Origin of the sequence: Leucobacter sp. G161 (assembly GCF_001482305.1) — a bacterium.
GTDB lineage: Bacteria > Actinomycetota > Actinomycetes > Actinomycetales > Microbacteriaceae > Leucobacter.
On sequence record NZ_LOHP01000052.1, the window covers coordinates 34,350 to 48,352 of the forward strand.

Below are 14,003 nucleotides of genomic sequence, written 5' to 3' on the forward strand. Positions count from 1 at the left end.
CGCAAGAGTTGACGCCAATGCCCGAGGTGCTAGACCACCTCCGAGCGGGGCGCGTGGTGCTCGTCGCTGATGATGCATCGCGCGAAAACGAAGTCGATGCGATCGTGTCGGCGGAGCTCGCGACCGCGTCATCCATTGGGTGGATGGTGCGCCACACCTCCGGCCTGCTGTGCGCGCCGCTCACCGCGGAGCGCGCGGACGCGCTCGAGCTTCCGCCGCTCGTTGCGGAGAATCAGGATCCGCGCGGGACTGCCTACACCGTGACTGTCGATGCGCGCGATGTCACGACGACGGGTATTTCTGCGACCGACCGTGCGCGCACGGTGAATGTGCTTGCCGATCCCGCCACCGGGCCGGCTGATCTCATCAGGCCCGGCCACATTCTGCCCCTCCGCGCGCACCCACGTGGCACGCTCGGTCGCGGTGGGCACACGGCGGCGACGGTCGATCTCTTGCGGCTGGCTGGCCTGCTGCCGGTCGGTGTGCTTGCGGAGCTTGTGGATGATGCCGGGGAAATGCGGCGGGCCAGCGACGTGCACGCGAACGCGTTGTTTGCGTGCATGGCGTTCACGACGGTCACCGAAGTGGCTGCGGCGGTCGCGGCAGCCACTTCGGGGGCCGGCGGCTACTCGCGGTAGTCGCCGACCCCGCTGCGCCAGTATCCCTGTACGTGGAGTTCTGCGAGCGTGAGGGGGCGGAGCTTTCGCCTGAACCAGTGGGCGGAAGCCGCCTCTCCCGCGAACCACACGCCGGTGTCTGCCGTGAATTCAGTCTGTGTGGCTGCCGCCAGGAGCTGGGAGCCCGGAGCCTCGCCGCGGCGCCTGGTGAGCCAGGTCGTCGTCGCGCTTCCCGGGGCCTCCAGCTCTTGGCGGTCGCGCTCGTCTGCGACCTCGATGAATGCCGCAACGGGGCGGTGGGAGTGTTCACGCTCGAGGATGGCTGCGATGGCTGGAAGTGAGGTCTCGTCGCCAAACAGCACCATCCGTTTCGCAGACCTGCTCGGGGCGCCGCTCGGTCGGGGGCCGCCGATGCGGGCGCGTGTGCCGATGGCGCACTCCGATGCCCAGCGTGGCATCGTGCCGAGGCCGTGGAGGAATATGTCGATGGATATCTCGTCGCGCACGGGGTCGAAGCCGCGCACGGTGTAGGCGCGGCCGTGCTCTCCGAAGCCATCGGGCTCGTCGACGAAGAGTTTGACCCAGGCTCCGGGGCTGTCGTGGACAGCGGCGATGAGGTCGGTGCCCCCGAGGGTGAGTCTGAGCATGTGCTCACTGATGGTGGTGCGTGAGGTGACGACGACATCGCGCGAGACCGCGGGGCGGCGGTCGCCGCGGGGTGGGCGAGTGGCTGGTGTAATCATGAAGTCCTTCTTTATCGAGACAGGGTGCACCGTAATGGTATCCGTGTAGTTTCGGGGCAGCAAGTCTCGAAACTGCTAGGGTGAGTGCATGGACGAGCGCACGAAGCCACTGGGTCGACCGCGGAGCGAGGATGCCCGCCTCGCCGTGCTGCGGGCGGTGGATGACATGCTCGTCGACGAGGGCTACGCGGCCATGACAATGAAGGGGATCGCCGAGCGCGCCAAGGTGGGGCGGCAAACCGTGTACCGCTGGTGGTCCTCGAAGGCGGAGATCCTGCTCGAAGCGAGTGCGACCGACGCGGTGCGCGAGCTCACCGTCGCGTCGGCGGGGAGCGCCGAAGACGACGTCGTTGCGTTCCTGACGGCACTCTCTGGGTTTCTCACCACCTCCGACGCGGGCCTTGCCTATCGGGCACTCCTCGGCGAGGCGCAGCACGACCGCAAGGTCGCCGAGCTGCTGCGAGGCACTGATGTGCTCGGCGACGCCGCGCGCGCAGTGGTCGGGGGCGAGCACGTGCATGAGGCCCTCGGGGCACCTCCGGTGACCGAGTTCGCTGCGCTCGCCGCAGAGCTGGTTGGGCCGACGCTGTTCCGCACCCTGGCGGCTGGCTGGAGCGGGGACCCCGCTGAGATTCGCGAGATGGCCCGGAGGTTCCTCGCGCGCTAACCCTCCGTACAGCCAGCGGCACCCGGGCCCTGCTACGCTAATCATCTGATGAATTGGATGGGGCCGGTGGACTGGGGAGCGAGCGCGCTGCGCGACTCCTCGATGACGGCTCCCTTCCTTATGTCGACGGGCGTGATCACCGGCGAGGACTACGGGGAGCGACCCGTGGCCCCGCCCCACAGTCACCCTGACCCGATGCTCGCCTGGTGCTACCGCGGCACCGTGTGGGTGTATCTCGAAGACTCGATGTGGCGGCTGGCGCCGGGGCAAGGGATTTGGATCCCCGCGCACACGCCGCACACCGCGAGGCACGAGCGAGACTCCGTGGGGTGCTACACCTATATTCCAGACTCCGGGCTCCACGAACCGGTGACCGCCGTGAACCGGGTGCTCGTGCACCGCGCGGTGCAGGAGATGATGTTGCACCTGGGGAGTGACGACATGGACCCTGAACTGCGCGTGCGCATTCAGGGTGTCATTATCGAGATGCTCCAGCAGCCCTCGGCTGACCCGCTCGGGGACGCCGGTGAGATTCCTGTTCCCGGCGATGAGCGCGTGCGCCCGTTGGTTGAGACCGTGCTCGCGCACCCCGGCGACGTGCGCACCGCGCGTGAGCTCTTCGCGCAGCATGGGCTGCACGAGCGCACCGTGCTGCGCGTGTTCAGTAGTGACATCGGTATGAGCTTTGGTCAGTGGCGCACCGGTGTGCGGATGACCGCGGCGGCGCGCCTCATTGTTGGCGGCACCCCGGTTGGCGCCGCGGGAAATAAGTGCGGTTACGACTCGACGAGCGCCTTCTCCGCCGCGTTCAAGGGTCGGTTCGGAATGACGCCCAGGCAGTACGCGGCGCGGGCGCAGTCTGACGACGCACACCGCTCGTATTGGCGGTAAATCCGATGTTTGGCGGTTTTGCGGTAAAAGTCGTCTGCTCCGCAACACACCGCGGGTTGCCTGGCTCCTAGCATCGATGTGTTAGGTAAGGCTTGCCTAACTTTCGCCGCAGTTCGCGGCCCAGACCACCGCTTCCCGCAAGGAGAACAATGTTGCACGCTTCCGCGCGTTCAAAAACCCGGCGCCTCTCAGGGGTCGCCGCGCTCGTCGCCGCCGCCGCAATCGCCCTCACCGGCTGCTCGGCCCCCGCAGACACTGCACCCGAGAAGGGTGCCGAAACCGGTGTGACGATCGAGCATGCGCACGGCTCCACGAACATCCCAGAGAAGCCGAAGCGAATCGTCGCCCTCGGCTGGATGACCCCCGACATCGTCGCCGCCCTCGGCGAGAACCCGGTCGGCGTCGAGGAGGTCTGGGGAGCCGACGAGAGCGGCTACCAGCCCTGGTTCAAGGACTTCGTTATGGAAGAGTACGGCGAGACCCCCGAGATCATCCCGTACGCAAAGGAAGGCCCGAACTACGAGGGCATCAAGGAGCTGGGGCCCGACCTCATCCTCAGCCTGTACTCGGGAATCACCGACGTCGAGTACGAGCGGTTGAGCGAGATCGCCCCGACCGTGCCCTACATCAAGGGCCCGTGGGATCCGAGCACCTGGGAAGAAATGACCCGCACCGTTGGCAAGGCGATGTGGGAAGACGAGAAGGCAGAGGAGCTCGTCGCCGAGACCGATGAGCTCGTCACCTCGCTCGCTGCGAAGCACCCCGAGTTCGAAGACAAGACCTTCGTGTGGGGCCTCACCCTCACCGAGGGCGGCACGGACCTCGGCGTGTACCTTGAGTACGATCCCCGCGTGCGCATCACCGAGTCGCTCGGATTCAAGTCCACGAGCGCGATGGAGAGCTTCCTCGCGACCGCAGAGGGCGACAACTGGTACACGGGCGTGAGTCTTGAGAACCTCTACGACGTCGAGGCCGACCTGTTCGCGGCCTGGGGCGGTAGCAAGGCCGAGGGCACCGCCACCGTCGAGAACAAGATCATCTCCCGCTGGAACCCGATCGAGAAGAACGCGTACGTCATCTACAGCGACCAGGCGGAGGCGTCGGCAATCAGCGCCCCGACCGTGCTCTCACTGCAGTACATCCTCCCGAAGTACGTCGACGATCTCGCAGCAGCGCTGCAGGGCAAGCCGACCAACACCGGCGAATGACCCAGCACCTCTCTGAGCGGGGCCGCGCGGCGGCCCCGCTCTCGGCGGTTCGCCGTCCTGTCATCCGCCGCCGCGCCTGGGTACTCACACTCGGGCTTATTGTCGCGCTCGGTGTGCTCGTGCTCACGGCGATCGCCTCGCTCGCGGTCGGCAGCCGGGCGATCGACCCGGGCACGGTGCTCACCGCACTCACTGCCTACGACGACGAGAACCCCCTGCACCTCATGGTGCGTGAGCTGCGTGTGCCCCGCACGGTCTACGCGATCCTCATCGGCTCCGCGCTCGCGGTCTGCGGCGGGCTCATCCAAGCATTCACCCGAAACCCGCTCGCCGACCCGGGCATCCTCGGCGTGAACGCCGGCGCCTCATTCGCGGTCACCTTTGCCGTCGGCGTGCTCGGGTTCACCGCTCCCGGATCCTACGTGCCCTTCGCCCTCGGCGGCGCGTTCGTGCTCACCGTGCTCGTGTACCTACTCGGCTCCGTCGGGCCAACGGGGGCGACACCCATGAAGCTCACGCTCGCGGGCGTCGCGCTCGGCGCAGCGTTTACCGGCTTCACGACCGCAATCGTGTTGCAGAACAACTCCACCCTGCAGATCATGCGCTTCTGGGGCGTCGGCTCCGTCGCTGGTCGCGAACTCGATCAGCTCGCCTGGGCCGCCCCGCTCATCATCGCCGGGCTCGTGCTCGGCCTGCTCAGCGCCCGCTCACTCAACGCGCTCGCCCTCGGCGACGATCTTGCTCAGGCCCTCGGCGCCAGAATCCGCGTCACCCGGGTGGTCGTCATCGTCGCCGTCACCCTGCTCGCGGGCACCGCCGTCGCGGCGGCAGGCCCCATCGGCTTTGTCGGCATCATGATCCCGCACGCCGTGCGCTGGTTCACCGGTCCCGACCAGCGCTGGGTGCTCAGCTACTCGCTCGTCGTTGGCGCAATCTTCCTGCTCCTCGCAGACATCCTCGGCCGAGTTGTGCTCCCCAACGGGGAACTCCGGGTCGGCATCGTCACGGGACTGCTCGGCGCCCCCGTGCTCATCGCGCTCGTGCGCCGCAGGCAGGTGAGTGGACTATGACCAACCCCCAGCAGACCGTCGACTTCGGTCGGCGCGAGTATCGCGTCGAGAACCGCTCCGTCGCCTGGGCAATCCCCGTACGCTCCGTGATCGTGAGCATCGCCCTCGTCGTCGTCATCATTGTCGCGGGCGTCGCCTCGATGACGATTGGAGCATACGATGTGAGCTTCGGTGACGTGCTGCGCGCCCTCGTTGACCCCAACGTCGACCCCGACACCCGGCAGGTCGTGTTCGAGTGGCGCTTCCCGCGAGTGCTCTTCGCGGTGCTATGCGGGGCGGCGCTCGCGCTCTCCGGCGGCATCTTCCAGTCGCTGACGCGCAACCCGCTCGGTTCGCCCGACATCATCGGCTTTGGCGTCGGGGCGCAGTTCGGCGTGACCCTGATGATGGTTGGCCTCGGGCTGAACACCTACATGTACAAGGCCGCGGGCGCGCTCGTCGGCGGGCTCATCACGGCACTCCTCGTGTACGCGCTCGCCATGAAGCGCACCGTGTCATCGTTCCGACTCATCATCGTCGGCATCGGGGTCTCCGCCGGCCTCGGATCGCTCACCTCCTGGATCCTCATCTCGGTGAGCGTTGAGAAGGCGATGATGGCTGCGACCTGGGGTGCTGGCTCGATTGCCTCCCTCGGCTTCGATCAGCTGCTGCCAGCCACGGCCGTGTTCGTGCTCGTGGCGGTCGCGGCGCTGCCGTTGAACCGCACGCTGCCCGTGCTCGAAATGGGTGACGACGCTGCGACAGCGCTCGGCGTCCACCCCGGCCGCACCCGCTTCGCCGCAATGGTGCTCGGTGTCGCGCTCGTCGCACTCGTGACCGCGGCAGCTGGCCCCATCTCGTTCATCGCGCTCGCCGCCCCGCAGATCTCCCAGCGGCTCACCCGCACGAACACCCCGATGGGGACGGTGCCACTCATGCTCACCGGCGCTGCGCTCGTCGTCGTTTCTGACACCGTCGCACAGCTCCTCCGGGTGCCTGTCGGCGTGATCACTGTCTCGGTCGGTGGCCTCTACCTCGCCTGGCTGCTCGCAGCCCAGTACGCGCGCCGCGCGTGAAAGGACGTCCTATGCCCACCTCGCTCATCGCGCGCGATGTCGCCCTTGGCTACGGTGACGACCCCGTCATCTCAGACCTCACGCTCGAGGTGCCAGACGGCTCGTTTACGATCATCATTGGCCCCAACGCGTGCGGTAAGTCGACGCTGCTGCGCGGACTCGCCAGGCTGCTCAAGCCCTCCGCGGGCAGCGTGCTGCTTGATGGCACCGCGATCCACTCGCAGAAGTCGAAGGAGGTCGCAAAAAGGCTCGGGCTGCTGCCGCAGTCTTCGCTCGCGCCCGACGGTATCACCGTCGCCGATCTCGTGTCCCGCGGCCGCTTCCCGCATCAGAACGCGATGCGCACCTGGAGCCAGGCTGACGAGGCCGCCGTCGCGCAGGCGATGGACGCGACGAACGTCACCGAGCTGTCGCGGCGACTCGTCGACGAGCTCTCGGGCGGGCAGCGACAGCGAGTGTGGGTGGCGATGGCGCTCGCGCAGCAGACCGGGCACTTGCTGCTCGACGAACCGACGACGTTCCTCGATATCGCGCACCAGATCGACCTCATGGAGCTGTTCGCAGAACTGCACCGCGATGGCGCGACGCTTGTCGCGGTGTTGCACGACCTCAACCACGCCGCGAGGTATGCGTCGCATCTGGTTGCGATGCGGGACGGCCAGATCGTCGCGCAGGGGAACCCGCGTGAAATCATCACCGAGCAGCTCGTCGAGGCCGTGTACGACCTGCCGTGCAAGGTGATCGAGGATCCCGTCTCGGGGGCGCCGCTCGTGCTGCCGCTTGGTGGGCGCCGGTAACCCGTAGTGAGCCTGCCCAGCGGGGCGCTCTCGCGCACCCGCTGGGCAGGTTCACTAGCGCTGTGCGGGGAGCGTCAGCGCAAGTACTGCGCCAAGGGTACTCACGACCGCTCCAACGGTGAACAGTGCGGTGAATGAGACGAGCGTGCTGCCCCCTGCAGCGGCAACCGCGACCCCGGTGAGTACGGCGGTTGCGATGGGGGCGCCCAGCGCGGACCCGACGGTGCGCAGCACGCCGTTGACGCCGAGAGCCGCCGCGATACTGTCGCGCGGGGCGAGGCTGGCCACGAGGTCGGAGACCACGGCGAACCCGATGCCGTTGCCCAGCCCAACGAGCGAGAAGAACAGCACGATTGCCGCGAGTGAGTCCGGCATGACCGCGACGCCGAGGCTTCCGAGACCCATCACGATGAGGGCGATGAGGGCGGAGAGCTTGGAGCTGGTGCGCCCGATGAGCCACGGGGCGAAGCGGCCCCCGAGGAAGACGAGGATCGCGCCGGGCAGCAGCGCGATGCCGGTCTGCGTCACTGTGAACCCCTGCCCGAATCCGGCCGCTGGGTCTGCTTGGAGGAGCACGGGCAAACCGACGTAGAAGAGGTACGGAATGAAGCCGAGAAACAGTGTGAGGCCGTTCGTGACGGCCAATGCCGGTCGCGACAGCGTGCGTACGTCAATGAGGGGCGCCGCACTGCGTCGCTCGACGAGCACGAGCGCGGTCAGTGCCGCTGCGGCGAGCGCGAAGAGCCCGAGTACGCTGGCCGATGCCCAGCCCCAGCTGCTGCCCTGCGAGATGCCGAGCAGCAGAGCGAGAAGGCCGATGGTGAGGAGCGTGGTGCCCGGCCAGTCGGTGCGTGCGGCGGCGCCGCGCGTGGATGCTGGAACGCATGCGAGCACGAGTGTGATTGAGAGGAGGCCCATCACTGCCCCCGTGACGAAGAGCCACTGCCAGGAGAGGCCCTCGACGATGACTCCGCCGACGACGAGCGCCGCGCCGGCGCCGAGGCCGAGGGTTCCGCTGAGCCAGCCGGTCGCGCTGCGTTGGGCTGGACCCGTGGTGTGGCGGCGGACGATCGCGAGAGCGAGGGGGAAGGTCGCGGTGCTCACGCCCTGGAGGACGCGGCCAACGAGCAGCACGGGGAGCGAGGGGGCGAGGGCGGTGAGCGCGCCGCCGATGACGAACACGGTGAGTGTGAGCAGCAGGATCTTGCGGTGACCGTAGCGGTCGCCAAGGGAACCGAGGATCGGAGCGGCGACCGCGCCACAGAGCAGGTAGCTGGTGAGGATCCAGCCGGCGAGCGACGCATCGATTCCGAACTCCCGCATGAATATGGGGAGTGCCGGTACGAGCAGTGTCTGCATCATCGAGAAACTCAGTACCGAGATGGCGAGGGCGAAGATGAGTCCGCGGTTGCCGGGGGTTTTGGCTCCGGGACCGCCACTAGCGGTGCTCGCCGTGTGGGCGGGGGTGTTGTCCGGTGTTGGCGGCGTTGTGGATCGCATAGCTGCTCGTCTTCTCTTCACGGGCAGCGTCGCCCTCACTGATCGGAACGGAATAGTTCGTTCCGATAGAAGTGTAAGGCAAGCGGCGGTATCTTGGAAGAGTGAATTCTCCCGAGCCAGATGCCGCGCCGCTCCGTGGCCGCGCGCGCGAGGCGCAGAGCAACGACGGGGCGATCCTCCGCGCGGCCCTCGAAACGTTTAGCGAGTGGGGCTGGGGTGCGCCCATGTCCGAGGTTGCTGCCCGGGCGCACACCGGCGTCGCGAGTATCTATCGCCGATACCCGAGTAAGACGGAGCTCGTGAATGCGATTCGGGTGATGGTGCTCGAGAAAATTTGCGATCTCGCCGAGGACTGCGCGAAGACCGCCGGCACGGCAGGCAACCCTGACTCCGCGATCGAGCACTTCCTGCGTACGCACATCACCGAGGCCTCCGGCCCCCTCATGCCGCTCCTCGGCCGACGGGTCGGCGCCACGGACGAGATTGATGCGCTTGCTGACCGCCTGAGGGTCGCCCTCGAAGCGCTGATCGCTGTGGATCGGGGTCTCGGTCTTGTCCCAGCCGGGTACGGCGCAGGCGACCTCATGCTCACAGTGACCCACCTCAGGCCCGCGCTGCCCGTCGGGCGCGAGCGCGCCAACGAGATTCACCTGCGTGAGCTTGACTATGTGCTCGCGGGCATCCGGGCCTTCGCTGCGAGCGGGCAGACCCCGAGCGGGCAGCCGTCAAGCTGGGACGAATGGTTGCGGCTGAACAACGCTGACGAGCGGGCGTAACCGAGCTGCGCCGCCCAGCTAGCTGGCGGTGCACACTCCTGTCCGGGGAAGCGTGAGCTCAACCGCAGCAGCCTCGGCGTCGTCTCCTGCGAGGGCGGCGACGACGGATCGCACCTGTTCGTAGCCGGTCGCGAGCAGAAACGTCGGTGCGCGGCCGTAGCTCTTCGACCCGACAATGAAGAACCCGGGCTCGGGGTGCGCGAGCTCGCGGGCACCGTGCGCAGACACCGTGCCGCAGCTGTGGAACTCCGGGTCGATGAGTGGGCCGAGGGCATGCGGTGCATCGACCGCGTCGTCGAGCGCGAGGCGCAGCTCGGACAGAATCCCGAGATCGGGCCGAAACCCGGTGGCGGGCACAAGCCTGTCCACCTGGAGTTCTCGGCCATCTGCGAGGGTGACGGTCAGTCGGTTCCCGGCACGGAGCCCCGTCACCGACACGTGCTCGAGCACGGAAGCGCCGCCGCTCTCGACGAGCCGCCGGAGGCTCGCGCCGAGTTGGCCGCGTGCCGGGAGTTCATCGGCGGCGCCGCCCCCGTAGAGGCGATCGGGGGTGGCTTCGCCCCGGATGCCCCAGAGGATGCGTGTGTCGGGCTCCTGCTGGCGGAGTCTGCCGAGCGCGATAAGCGTCGTCGCTGCGGAATGACCTGAACCGAGCACGAGCGTCGTCCGCCTGGCGAATTGCGATCTGTCGGCACCGAGCACGTCAGGCAGTGGGCCCGTAACGAGTCCAGCGTCGCGTGCCCCCGCCTCGCCGATCGCCGGGATGCCCGAGCGTCCAACCGGGTTTGGGGTTGACCATGTGCCGGAGGCATCGATCACCGCACGTGCGGTGAAGTCGGTGGGCCCGGTCGCGGTCTCAGCGCGGACGAGGAACAGTGATGCCGCCCGCCCGGTCGAGCGGGTCTTGTCGACAGTTTCGGCCGCGGAAGTCACCCGGCTGACGTGGGTGACGCGGTGGCCGAGACGGAGGCGCGGGGCGATGGCCGGGTGCGCGGCCAGCGGCGCGAGGTACTCGTCGATGAGCTCGCTCCCCGTTGGGAGGCGCGTCTCGCGGGGCTCCTGCCACTCGCTGCCTGCGCAGCTGGGCGCTGCGAGGAGCCGGCGGGCGGCCGGTGCAATGTTGTAGCGCCAGGTGGAAAAGAGCCTGACGTGCTGCCACGAGGCGACGGCCGCGGCGGCCGTCTGCCCTGCTTCGAGTACGACAAACGGCTCACCGCGTTCGTGGAGCTGCGCTGCAGCTGCGAGGCCGATGGGGCCCGCGCCGATAACGAGGACTGGGTGCTGCTGGGTCACAGAATGCTGCTTTCTTGCGTATCGATGAGTGTCGATGTCTACGGAGTTGAGTATGCTTGTTCATATAGACGGCTGTCAATTTCTTGCGGCTATGTGCGGGAAGGAGCCGAAATGACAACGCAGCGTGACGACGGGGATCGGGCGCGACTTGCGGCGGCTTTCAAGGCGCTCGCCGACCCCAACCGGCTGCAGATCCTCTCGATCGTGGCCACCGCACCCGAGGCCGAGGTGTGCGTCTGCGACCTCCCTGAACCGCTCGGTCTCACTCAGCCCACCGTCTCCCACCATCTCCGAGTGCTCGTCGACGCCGGACTGCTGGCGCGCGAGAAGCGAGGGGTGTGGGCATACTTCTCCCTCGTCCCTGGTGCGGTCGACGCACTCTCGGCCGAGCTGCTCGCCGGAGTGGCTCCGCAGGGAGCTGCGAGGTGAGCGCCGCGCCTGCCGTGCTCTTCGTGTGCGTGAAGAACGGTGGCAAGTCGCAGATGGCGGCCGCGCTCATGGCCCTCGAAGCGGGTGATGCGGTCAAGGTTTCCTCCGCTGGCACTTCGCCGGGGGCTCGCGTGAACGGCCTCGCTGCTGACACGCTCAGCGAACTCGGCATTGACATCTCGGGCGAGACGCCCACGCTCCTCACCGAGTCGGCGATGCGGCAGGCCGGTCGCGTCGTTGTGCTCGGGCGCGAAGCGCAGGTGCCCCCGATCCCCGGCGTCACCATTGACCTGTGGGACACCGACGAGCCGAGTGAGCGGGGGATCGGGGGGCGCGAGCGCATGCTGCTCGTGCGCGACGACATTCACGAGCGAGTGCGGCAGCTCCTCCGGCAGCTGCTCGAATAGCAGCAGTGCCGGGCCTGCGTTGCGCATACGGCCGGAGTGCTCGTCGGAGATGGGCGGCATTTCTTCGTGAACGAGCCGCCAACGCCGTATCTTCGCTGCTCGTTTGGGGCGGCAACGGAGGCGCAGATCGGGCAGGGCGCGCGCGTGCTCGGGAGTGTGTTGCGTGGGGAGCCGAGCATCCCACTGCCTGCTAGCAGGTGACGCCTCGGAAATCGTGGTTGTAATGCACAAGCGGGCCCGCCCGACCGGCGTGCGTGGCGGCAGCCATGACCTCGGCGAGTACGAGGGTGTGGTCGGCGGCCTCGACGCGCTCGCTCACCCGGCAGTCAATGTGGGCCGTCGCCGTCTCGAGCACCGCGGCTCCGGTCGTCTCGGAGATCTGCCATGCTGCTCCGGCGAAAGCTCCATGACCCGGCTTTCTGGCGAAACGCATCGCGATGTCCGCTTGGGTCTCCGCGAGCAGGTTGATGGTGAAGTGCGCATCCAGCTCAAGCAGATCGCGGGTCCGGGATCCGCGCTGCAGGGAGATGAGCAGCGTCGGCGGGTCGAGTGACACCGATGTGAGTGAGCTCGCGGTCATCCCATGCGGGCCATCGGGACCAGCCGTTGTGAGTACCGTGACCGCCGTCGGGAACTGTCTCATTGTCTCGCGGTAGTGAGCGGTGAGCGTCGCGGGTCGGGGCTGCGTCGTGTCCATGTCCGCGCTCACCAGGCTGCCGGCTTCGGGACGACGGCGTGGACCGCCGGGAAGTGCGGCGCGACCTCCTCGATGAGCTGCTGCGCGACTTCCGCCGCGGGGCGCGAGCCGTGTTGGATGCCGAGGGCCGCGTGGTTCACGCCGGCGTCTTGCCACTGTCCGAGCAGGTCGATGACGCCCTGGGTGCCGGTGCGCAGCACGAAGCCGGATCGGAGCGGCGTCGGCCGGGTGGACGGGGATTCGGTGAGGTCGAGCCACTCGTTGGTGACGACCGGTTTGAACGCGCCGCCGGGGATGAGTGCGCGCCAGGCGGTGAGCTTCTCGCCGAGCGCCTGTGGCCCTGCTGCGATGTGCGTGGGGCCTGGGTAGGTGAGCCAGCCGTCGGCATGCTCGGCGATCCACTCGGGTGTCTGCCCTGAGGATCCGGTGACGAGCAGTGGGATGCTGCCTGTGACGGGCTTGGGGAGGAGATCGACGCCGCCGCTGAGCCGCCCCAGGGCCGACTCGAGTTCGGGTCTGAGCTGCTCGGTGAGCGCTCGAACCCAGGCCACCGATTCGCGGTAGCGTGCTCCCCGCTCGGCGTGCTCGAGGCCGTAGGCCGGGAACTCAGATGCCCGGTCACCCGAGGCTGCGCCGAGCACGAGCCTGCCGCCCGAGAGCTGGTCGATCGAGGCCGACTGCTTTGCGACGTCGATGGGGTGGCGGAGGGGAAGCACGGCGCTGCCGGCAGCAAGCGAGAGGCTGCGTGTGCGCGCGGCGAGCCAGGCGAGTGTTGTCCAGGGGTCGAATACCTGCCCAACGTCGCCGAAGCTCGGGTCCGCGAGCGGGACGTCGCGCACCCAGAGAGCAGCGAACTCTGAGCGATCCACCGCGTCGATGATGTCGCCGTGACCGCGAAACTCGGCAATGTCGCCGGTGTACGGCCAGAGCGGGAGGAACAGGCCGACGGTGAGCCGGTCGGGCGCGAACATGCGGGAGTAGCCGGGGTGGCTGGCGAACTCGCGTGTGCCTGTGGTGGGGGACGGCTGCGGGGTGTGGGTCATAGTTTCCTTCACTAGAGTGATCAATCTAGATCGATCGATCTAGAAGAAGCTAGCACACTGGAGTGATCGATCTAGTGGGTGGTATGGTTGCTGCATGACAGCCGCAGCGCCCGCCGAACCAGACACCCGCGCGCGACTCGTGACGGCGACCGCGGCCCTGCTGCAGCGGCAGGGGTATGAGTCGACGAGCGTGAAGGCGATCCTCACGGAGGCCGGCGCCACCTACGGCTCGCTGTACCACTTCTTTCCCGAGGGGAAGGAACAGCTTGCCGCCGAGGCGCTCCGCTTTGGCGCTGAAGACTTCGCCGCGCTGCTGCGCCGCGGCCTCGAATCGAGCGATGACCTCGACACCGCGGTTGCGAACTGCGCGATCGTTCTCGCCGAGTCGCTGCGCGAATCCGAGTGGCTCGACGGTTGCCCGGTCGCCGCGACCGCCCTCGAAATCATTGGCCGCTCGCCGCTCATTCAGCAGGCCTCAGACGAATCCCTGAACGCCTGGCGGGCGCTCATCGCCGAGCGCCTCGTGCGCGGCGGGGTGCCCGCACACGCCGCCGCTGACCTCGCCTGCACGATCCTCTCCACGCTCGAGGGCGCAGAGCTCATCAGCCGGGTTGCCGGCGACGACGAAGCGCTGCGGATCGCTGCGACGCACCTCCGGCTCCTCACAGCGGCCGTCCGTCAGTCCGCCTGACACCCTCATCTCGCGCGTGTCTCGGGCGCAGCTCACCGGGGTTGTGCGTGGCGCCCAAAATCGACACGCAGGTTGGTCGAACGGGTCATGGTCTTTCCCCCTGGCCCGCGATAGTGTGA

16 protein-coding genes are annotated in these 14,003 nt (G+C 67.9%); 11 read left to right on the forward strand and 5 right to left on the reverse strand.

Features of this window, described 5'->3' with window-relative positions; translation table 11 throughout:
* Positions 1 to 17 precede the first annotated feature (17 nt).
* The gene (gene ribB / locus AUL38_RS05630; RefSeq protein WP_059059941.1) at positions 18 to 638 is read left to right on the forward strand and encodes a 3,4-dihydroxy-2-butanone-4-phosphate synthase; all 621 of its coding nucleotides are present in this window, start codon (positions 18 to 20) and stop codon (positions 636 to 638) included.
* Here ribB and AUL38_RS05635 read toward each other — a convergent pair.
* Entirely contained in the window at positions 626 to 1,360 is a 735-nt protein-coding gene (locus AUL38_RS05635; protein WP_059059943.1) for a siderophore-interacting protein, read from the reverse strand. The two genes, ribB and AUL38_RS05635, sit on opposite strands and share 13 nt — an antisense overlap.
* 88 nt (positions 1,361 to 1,448) lie before the next feature.
* On the opposite strand from AUL38_RS05635, the gene AUL38_RS05640 reads away from it, so the two are divergent.
* The 6 genes from AUL38_RS05640 to AUL38_RS05665 all read left to right on the forward strand — a co-directional run bounded on the left by AUL38_RS05640 (position 1,449) and on the right by AUL38_RS05665 (position 7,048).
* The gene (locus AUL38_RS05640; RefSeq protein ID WP_059059945.1) at positions 1,449 to 2,027 is read left to right on the forward strand and encodes a TetR/AcrR family transcriptional regulator; all 579 of its coding nucleotides are present in this window, start codon (positions 1,449 to 1,451) and stop codon (positions 2,025 to 2,027) included.
* 48 nt (positions 2,028 to 2,075) lie between these two features.
* Entirely contained in the window at positions 2,076 to 2,918 is an 843-nt protein-coding gene (locus tag AUL38_RS05645; RefSeq protein ID WP_059059947.1) for an AraC family transcriptional regulator, read from the forward strand.
* 149 nt (positions 2,919 to 3,067) lie between these two features.
* A complete protein-coding gene (locus AUL38_RS05650; RefSeq protein WP_059059949.1) occupies positions 3,068 to 4,126 on the forward strand; it encodes an ABC transporter substrate-binding protein in 1,059 nt (352 codons plus the stop codon).
* Entirely contained in the window at positions 4,123 to 5,196 is a 1,074-nt protein-coding gene (locus tag AUL38_RS05655; RefSeq protein ID WP_059059951.1) for an iron ABC transporter permease, read from the forward strand. The genes AUL38_RS05650 and AUL38_RS05655 overlap by 4 nt, the downstream gene beginning before the upstream one ends.
* Positions 5,193 to 6,251, forward strand: coding sequence for an iron chelate uptake ABC transporter family permease subunit (locus AUL38_RS05660; protein ID WP_059059952.1), 1,059 nt, complete (start codon positions 5,193 to 5,195; stop codon positions 6,249 to 6,251). Before AUL38_RS05655 ends, AUL38_RS05660 begins: the two co-directional genes overlap by 4 nt.
* Positions 6,252 to 6,262: 11 nt before the next feature.
* The gene (locus tag AUL38_RS05665; RefSeq protein ID WP_083506631.1) at positions 6,263 to 7,048 is read left to right on the forward strand and encodes an ABC transporter ATP-binding protein; all 786 of its coding nucleotides are present in this window, start codon (positions 6,263 to 6,265) and stop codon (positions 7,046 to 7,048) included.
* Positions 7,049 to 7,102: 54 nt separating this feature from the next.
* Here AUL38_RS05665 and AUL38_RS05670 read toward each other — a convergent pair whose 3' ends face one another.
* Positions 7,103 to 8,548 (reverse strand): MFS transporter, encoded by a 1,446-nt coding sequence (locus AUL38_RS05670; protein WP_059059956.1) that lies wholly within the window; start codon positions 8,546 to 8,548, stop codon positions 7,103 to 7,105.
* 101 nt (positions 8,549 to 8,649) lie between these two features.
* Between AUL38_RS05670 and AUL38_RS05675 the strand changes: the two genes are divergently transcribed.
* On the forward strand, positions 8,650 to 9,324 hold the full coding sequence (locus tag AUL38_RS05675) for a TetR/AcrR family transcriptional regulator (RefSeq protein ID WP_059059957.1): 675 nt from the start codon (positions 8,650 to 8,652) through the stop codon (positions 9,322 to 9,324).
* Positions 9,325 to 9,342: 18 nt separating this feature from the next.
* Here AUL38_RS05675 and AUL38_RS05680 read toward each other — a convergent pair whose 3' ends face one another.
* The gene (locus AUL38_RS05680) at positions 9,343 to 10,617 is read right to left on the reverse strand and encodes an FAD-dependent oxidoreductase (protein WP_059059959.1); all 1,275 of its coding nucleotides are present in this window, start codon (positions 10,615 to 10,617) and stop codon (positions 9,343 to 9,345) included.
* 111 nt (positions 10,618 to 10,728) lie between these two features.
* Here AUL38_RS05680 and AUL38_RS05685 point away from each other — a divergent pair, with 111 nt between their 5' ends.
* Entirely contained in the window at positions 10,729 to 11,046 is a 318-nt protein-coding gene (locus AUL38_RS05685) for a metalloregulator ArsR/SmtB family transcription factor (protein ID WP_083506632.1), read from the forward strand.
* A complete protein-coding gene (locus AUL38_RS05690) occupies positions 11,043 to 11,453 on the forward strand; it encodes a low molecular weight phosphatase family protein (RefSeq protein ID WP_083506633.1) in 411 nt (136 codons plus the stop codon). The genes AUL38_RS05685 and AUL38_RS05690 overlap by 4 nt, the downstream gene beginning before the upstream one ends.
* A gap of 190 nt (positions 11,454 to 11,643) precedes the next feature.
* Here AUL38_RS05690 and AUL38_RS05695 read toward each other — a convergent pair whose 3' ends face one another.
* Together AUL38_RS05695 and AUL38_RS05700 are read right to left on the reverse strand one after the other, a co-directional pair.
* Positions 11,644 to 12,150, reverse strand: a complete 507-nt coding sequence (locus AUL38_RS05695; RefSeq protein WP_059059961.1) for a flavin reductase family protein — start codon at positions 12,148 to 12,150, stop codon at positions 11,644 to 11,646.
* 8 nt (positions 12,151 to 12,158) lie between these two features.
* Positions 12,159 to 13,193, reverse strand: coding sequence for an LLM class oxidoreductase (locus AUL38_RS05700; RefSeq protein WP_059059963.1), 1,035 nt, complete (start codon positions 13,191 to 13,193; stop codon positions 12,159 to 12,161).
* Between the two features lie 94 nt (positions 13,194 to 13,287).
* On the opposite strand from AUL38_RS05700, the gene AUL38_RS05705 reads away from it, so the two are divergent.
* Positions 13,288 to 13,884, forward strand: a complete 597-nt coding sequence (locus AUL38_RS05705; RefSeq protein WP_059059966.1) for a TetR/AcrR family transcriptional regulator — start codon at positions 13,288 to 13,290, stop codon at positions 13,882 to 13,884.
* Positions 13,885 to 14,003: the final 119 nt, after the last annotated feature.

Bases quoted from the DNA above. Each gene is read 5' to 3' on its own strand.
- AUL38_RS05650 (WP_059059949.1), top strand. From the start codon at position 3,068: ATGTTGCACGCTTCCGCGCGTTCAAAAACCCGGCGCCTCTCAGGGGTC.
- AUL38_RS05705 (WP_059059966.1), top strand. From the start codon at position 13,288: ATGACAGCCGCAGCGCCCGCCGAACCAGACACCCGCGCGCGACTCGTG.
- ribB (WP_059059941.1), top strand. From the start codon at position 18: ATGCCCGAGGTGCTAGACCACCTCCGAGCGGGGCGCGTGGTGCTCGTC.
- AUL38_RS05660 (WP_059059952.1), top strand. From the start codon at position 5,193: ATGACCAACCCCCAGCAGACCGTCGACTTCGGTCGGCGCGAGTATCGC.
- AUL38_RS05670 (WP_059059956.1), bottom strand. From the start codon at position 8,548: ATGCGATCCACAACGCCGCCAACACCGGACAACACCCCCGCCCACACG.
- AUL38_RS05635 (WP_059059943.1), bottom strand. From the start codon at position 1,360: ATGATTACACCAGCCACTCGCCCACCCCGCGGCGACCGCCGCCCCGCG.
- AUL38_RS05645 (WP_059059947.1), top strand. From the start codon at position 2,076: ATGAATTGGATGGGGCCGGTGGACTGGGGAGCGAGCGCGCTGCGCGAC.
- AUL38_RS05700 (WP_059059963.1), bottom strand. From the start codon at position 13,193: ATGACCCACACCCCGCAGCCGTCCCCCACCACAGGCACACGCGAGTTC.
- AUL38_RS05640 (WP_059059945.1), top strand. From the start codon at position 1,449: ATGGACGAGCGCACGAAGCCACTGGGTCGACCGCGGAGCGAGGATGCC.
- AUL38_RS05695 (WP_059059961.1), bottom strand. From the start codon at position 12,150: ATGGACACGACGCAGCCCCGACCCGCGACGCTCACCGCTCACTACCGC.
- AUL38_RS05665 (WP_083506631.1), top strand. From the start codon at position 6,263: ATGCCCACCTCGCTCATCGCGCGCGATGTCGCCCTTGGCTACGGTGAC.
- AUL38_RS05655 (WP_059059951.1), top strand. From the start codon at position 4,123: ATGACCCAGCACCTCTCTGAGCGGGGCCGCGCGGCGGCCCCGCTCTCG.
- AUL38_RS05685 (WP_083506632.1), top strand. From the start codon at position 10,729: ATGACAACGCAGCGTGACGACGGGGATCGGGCGCGACTTGCGGCGGCT.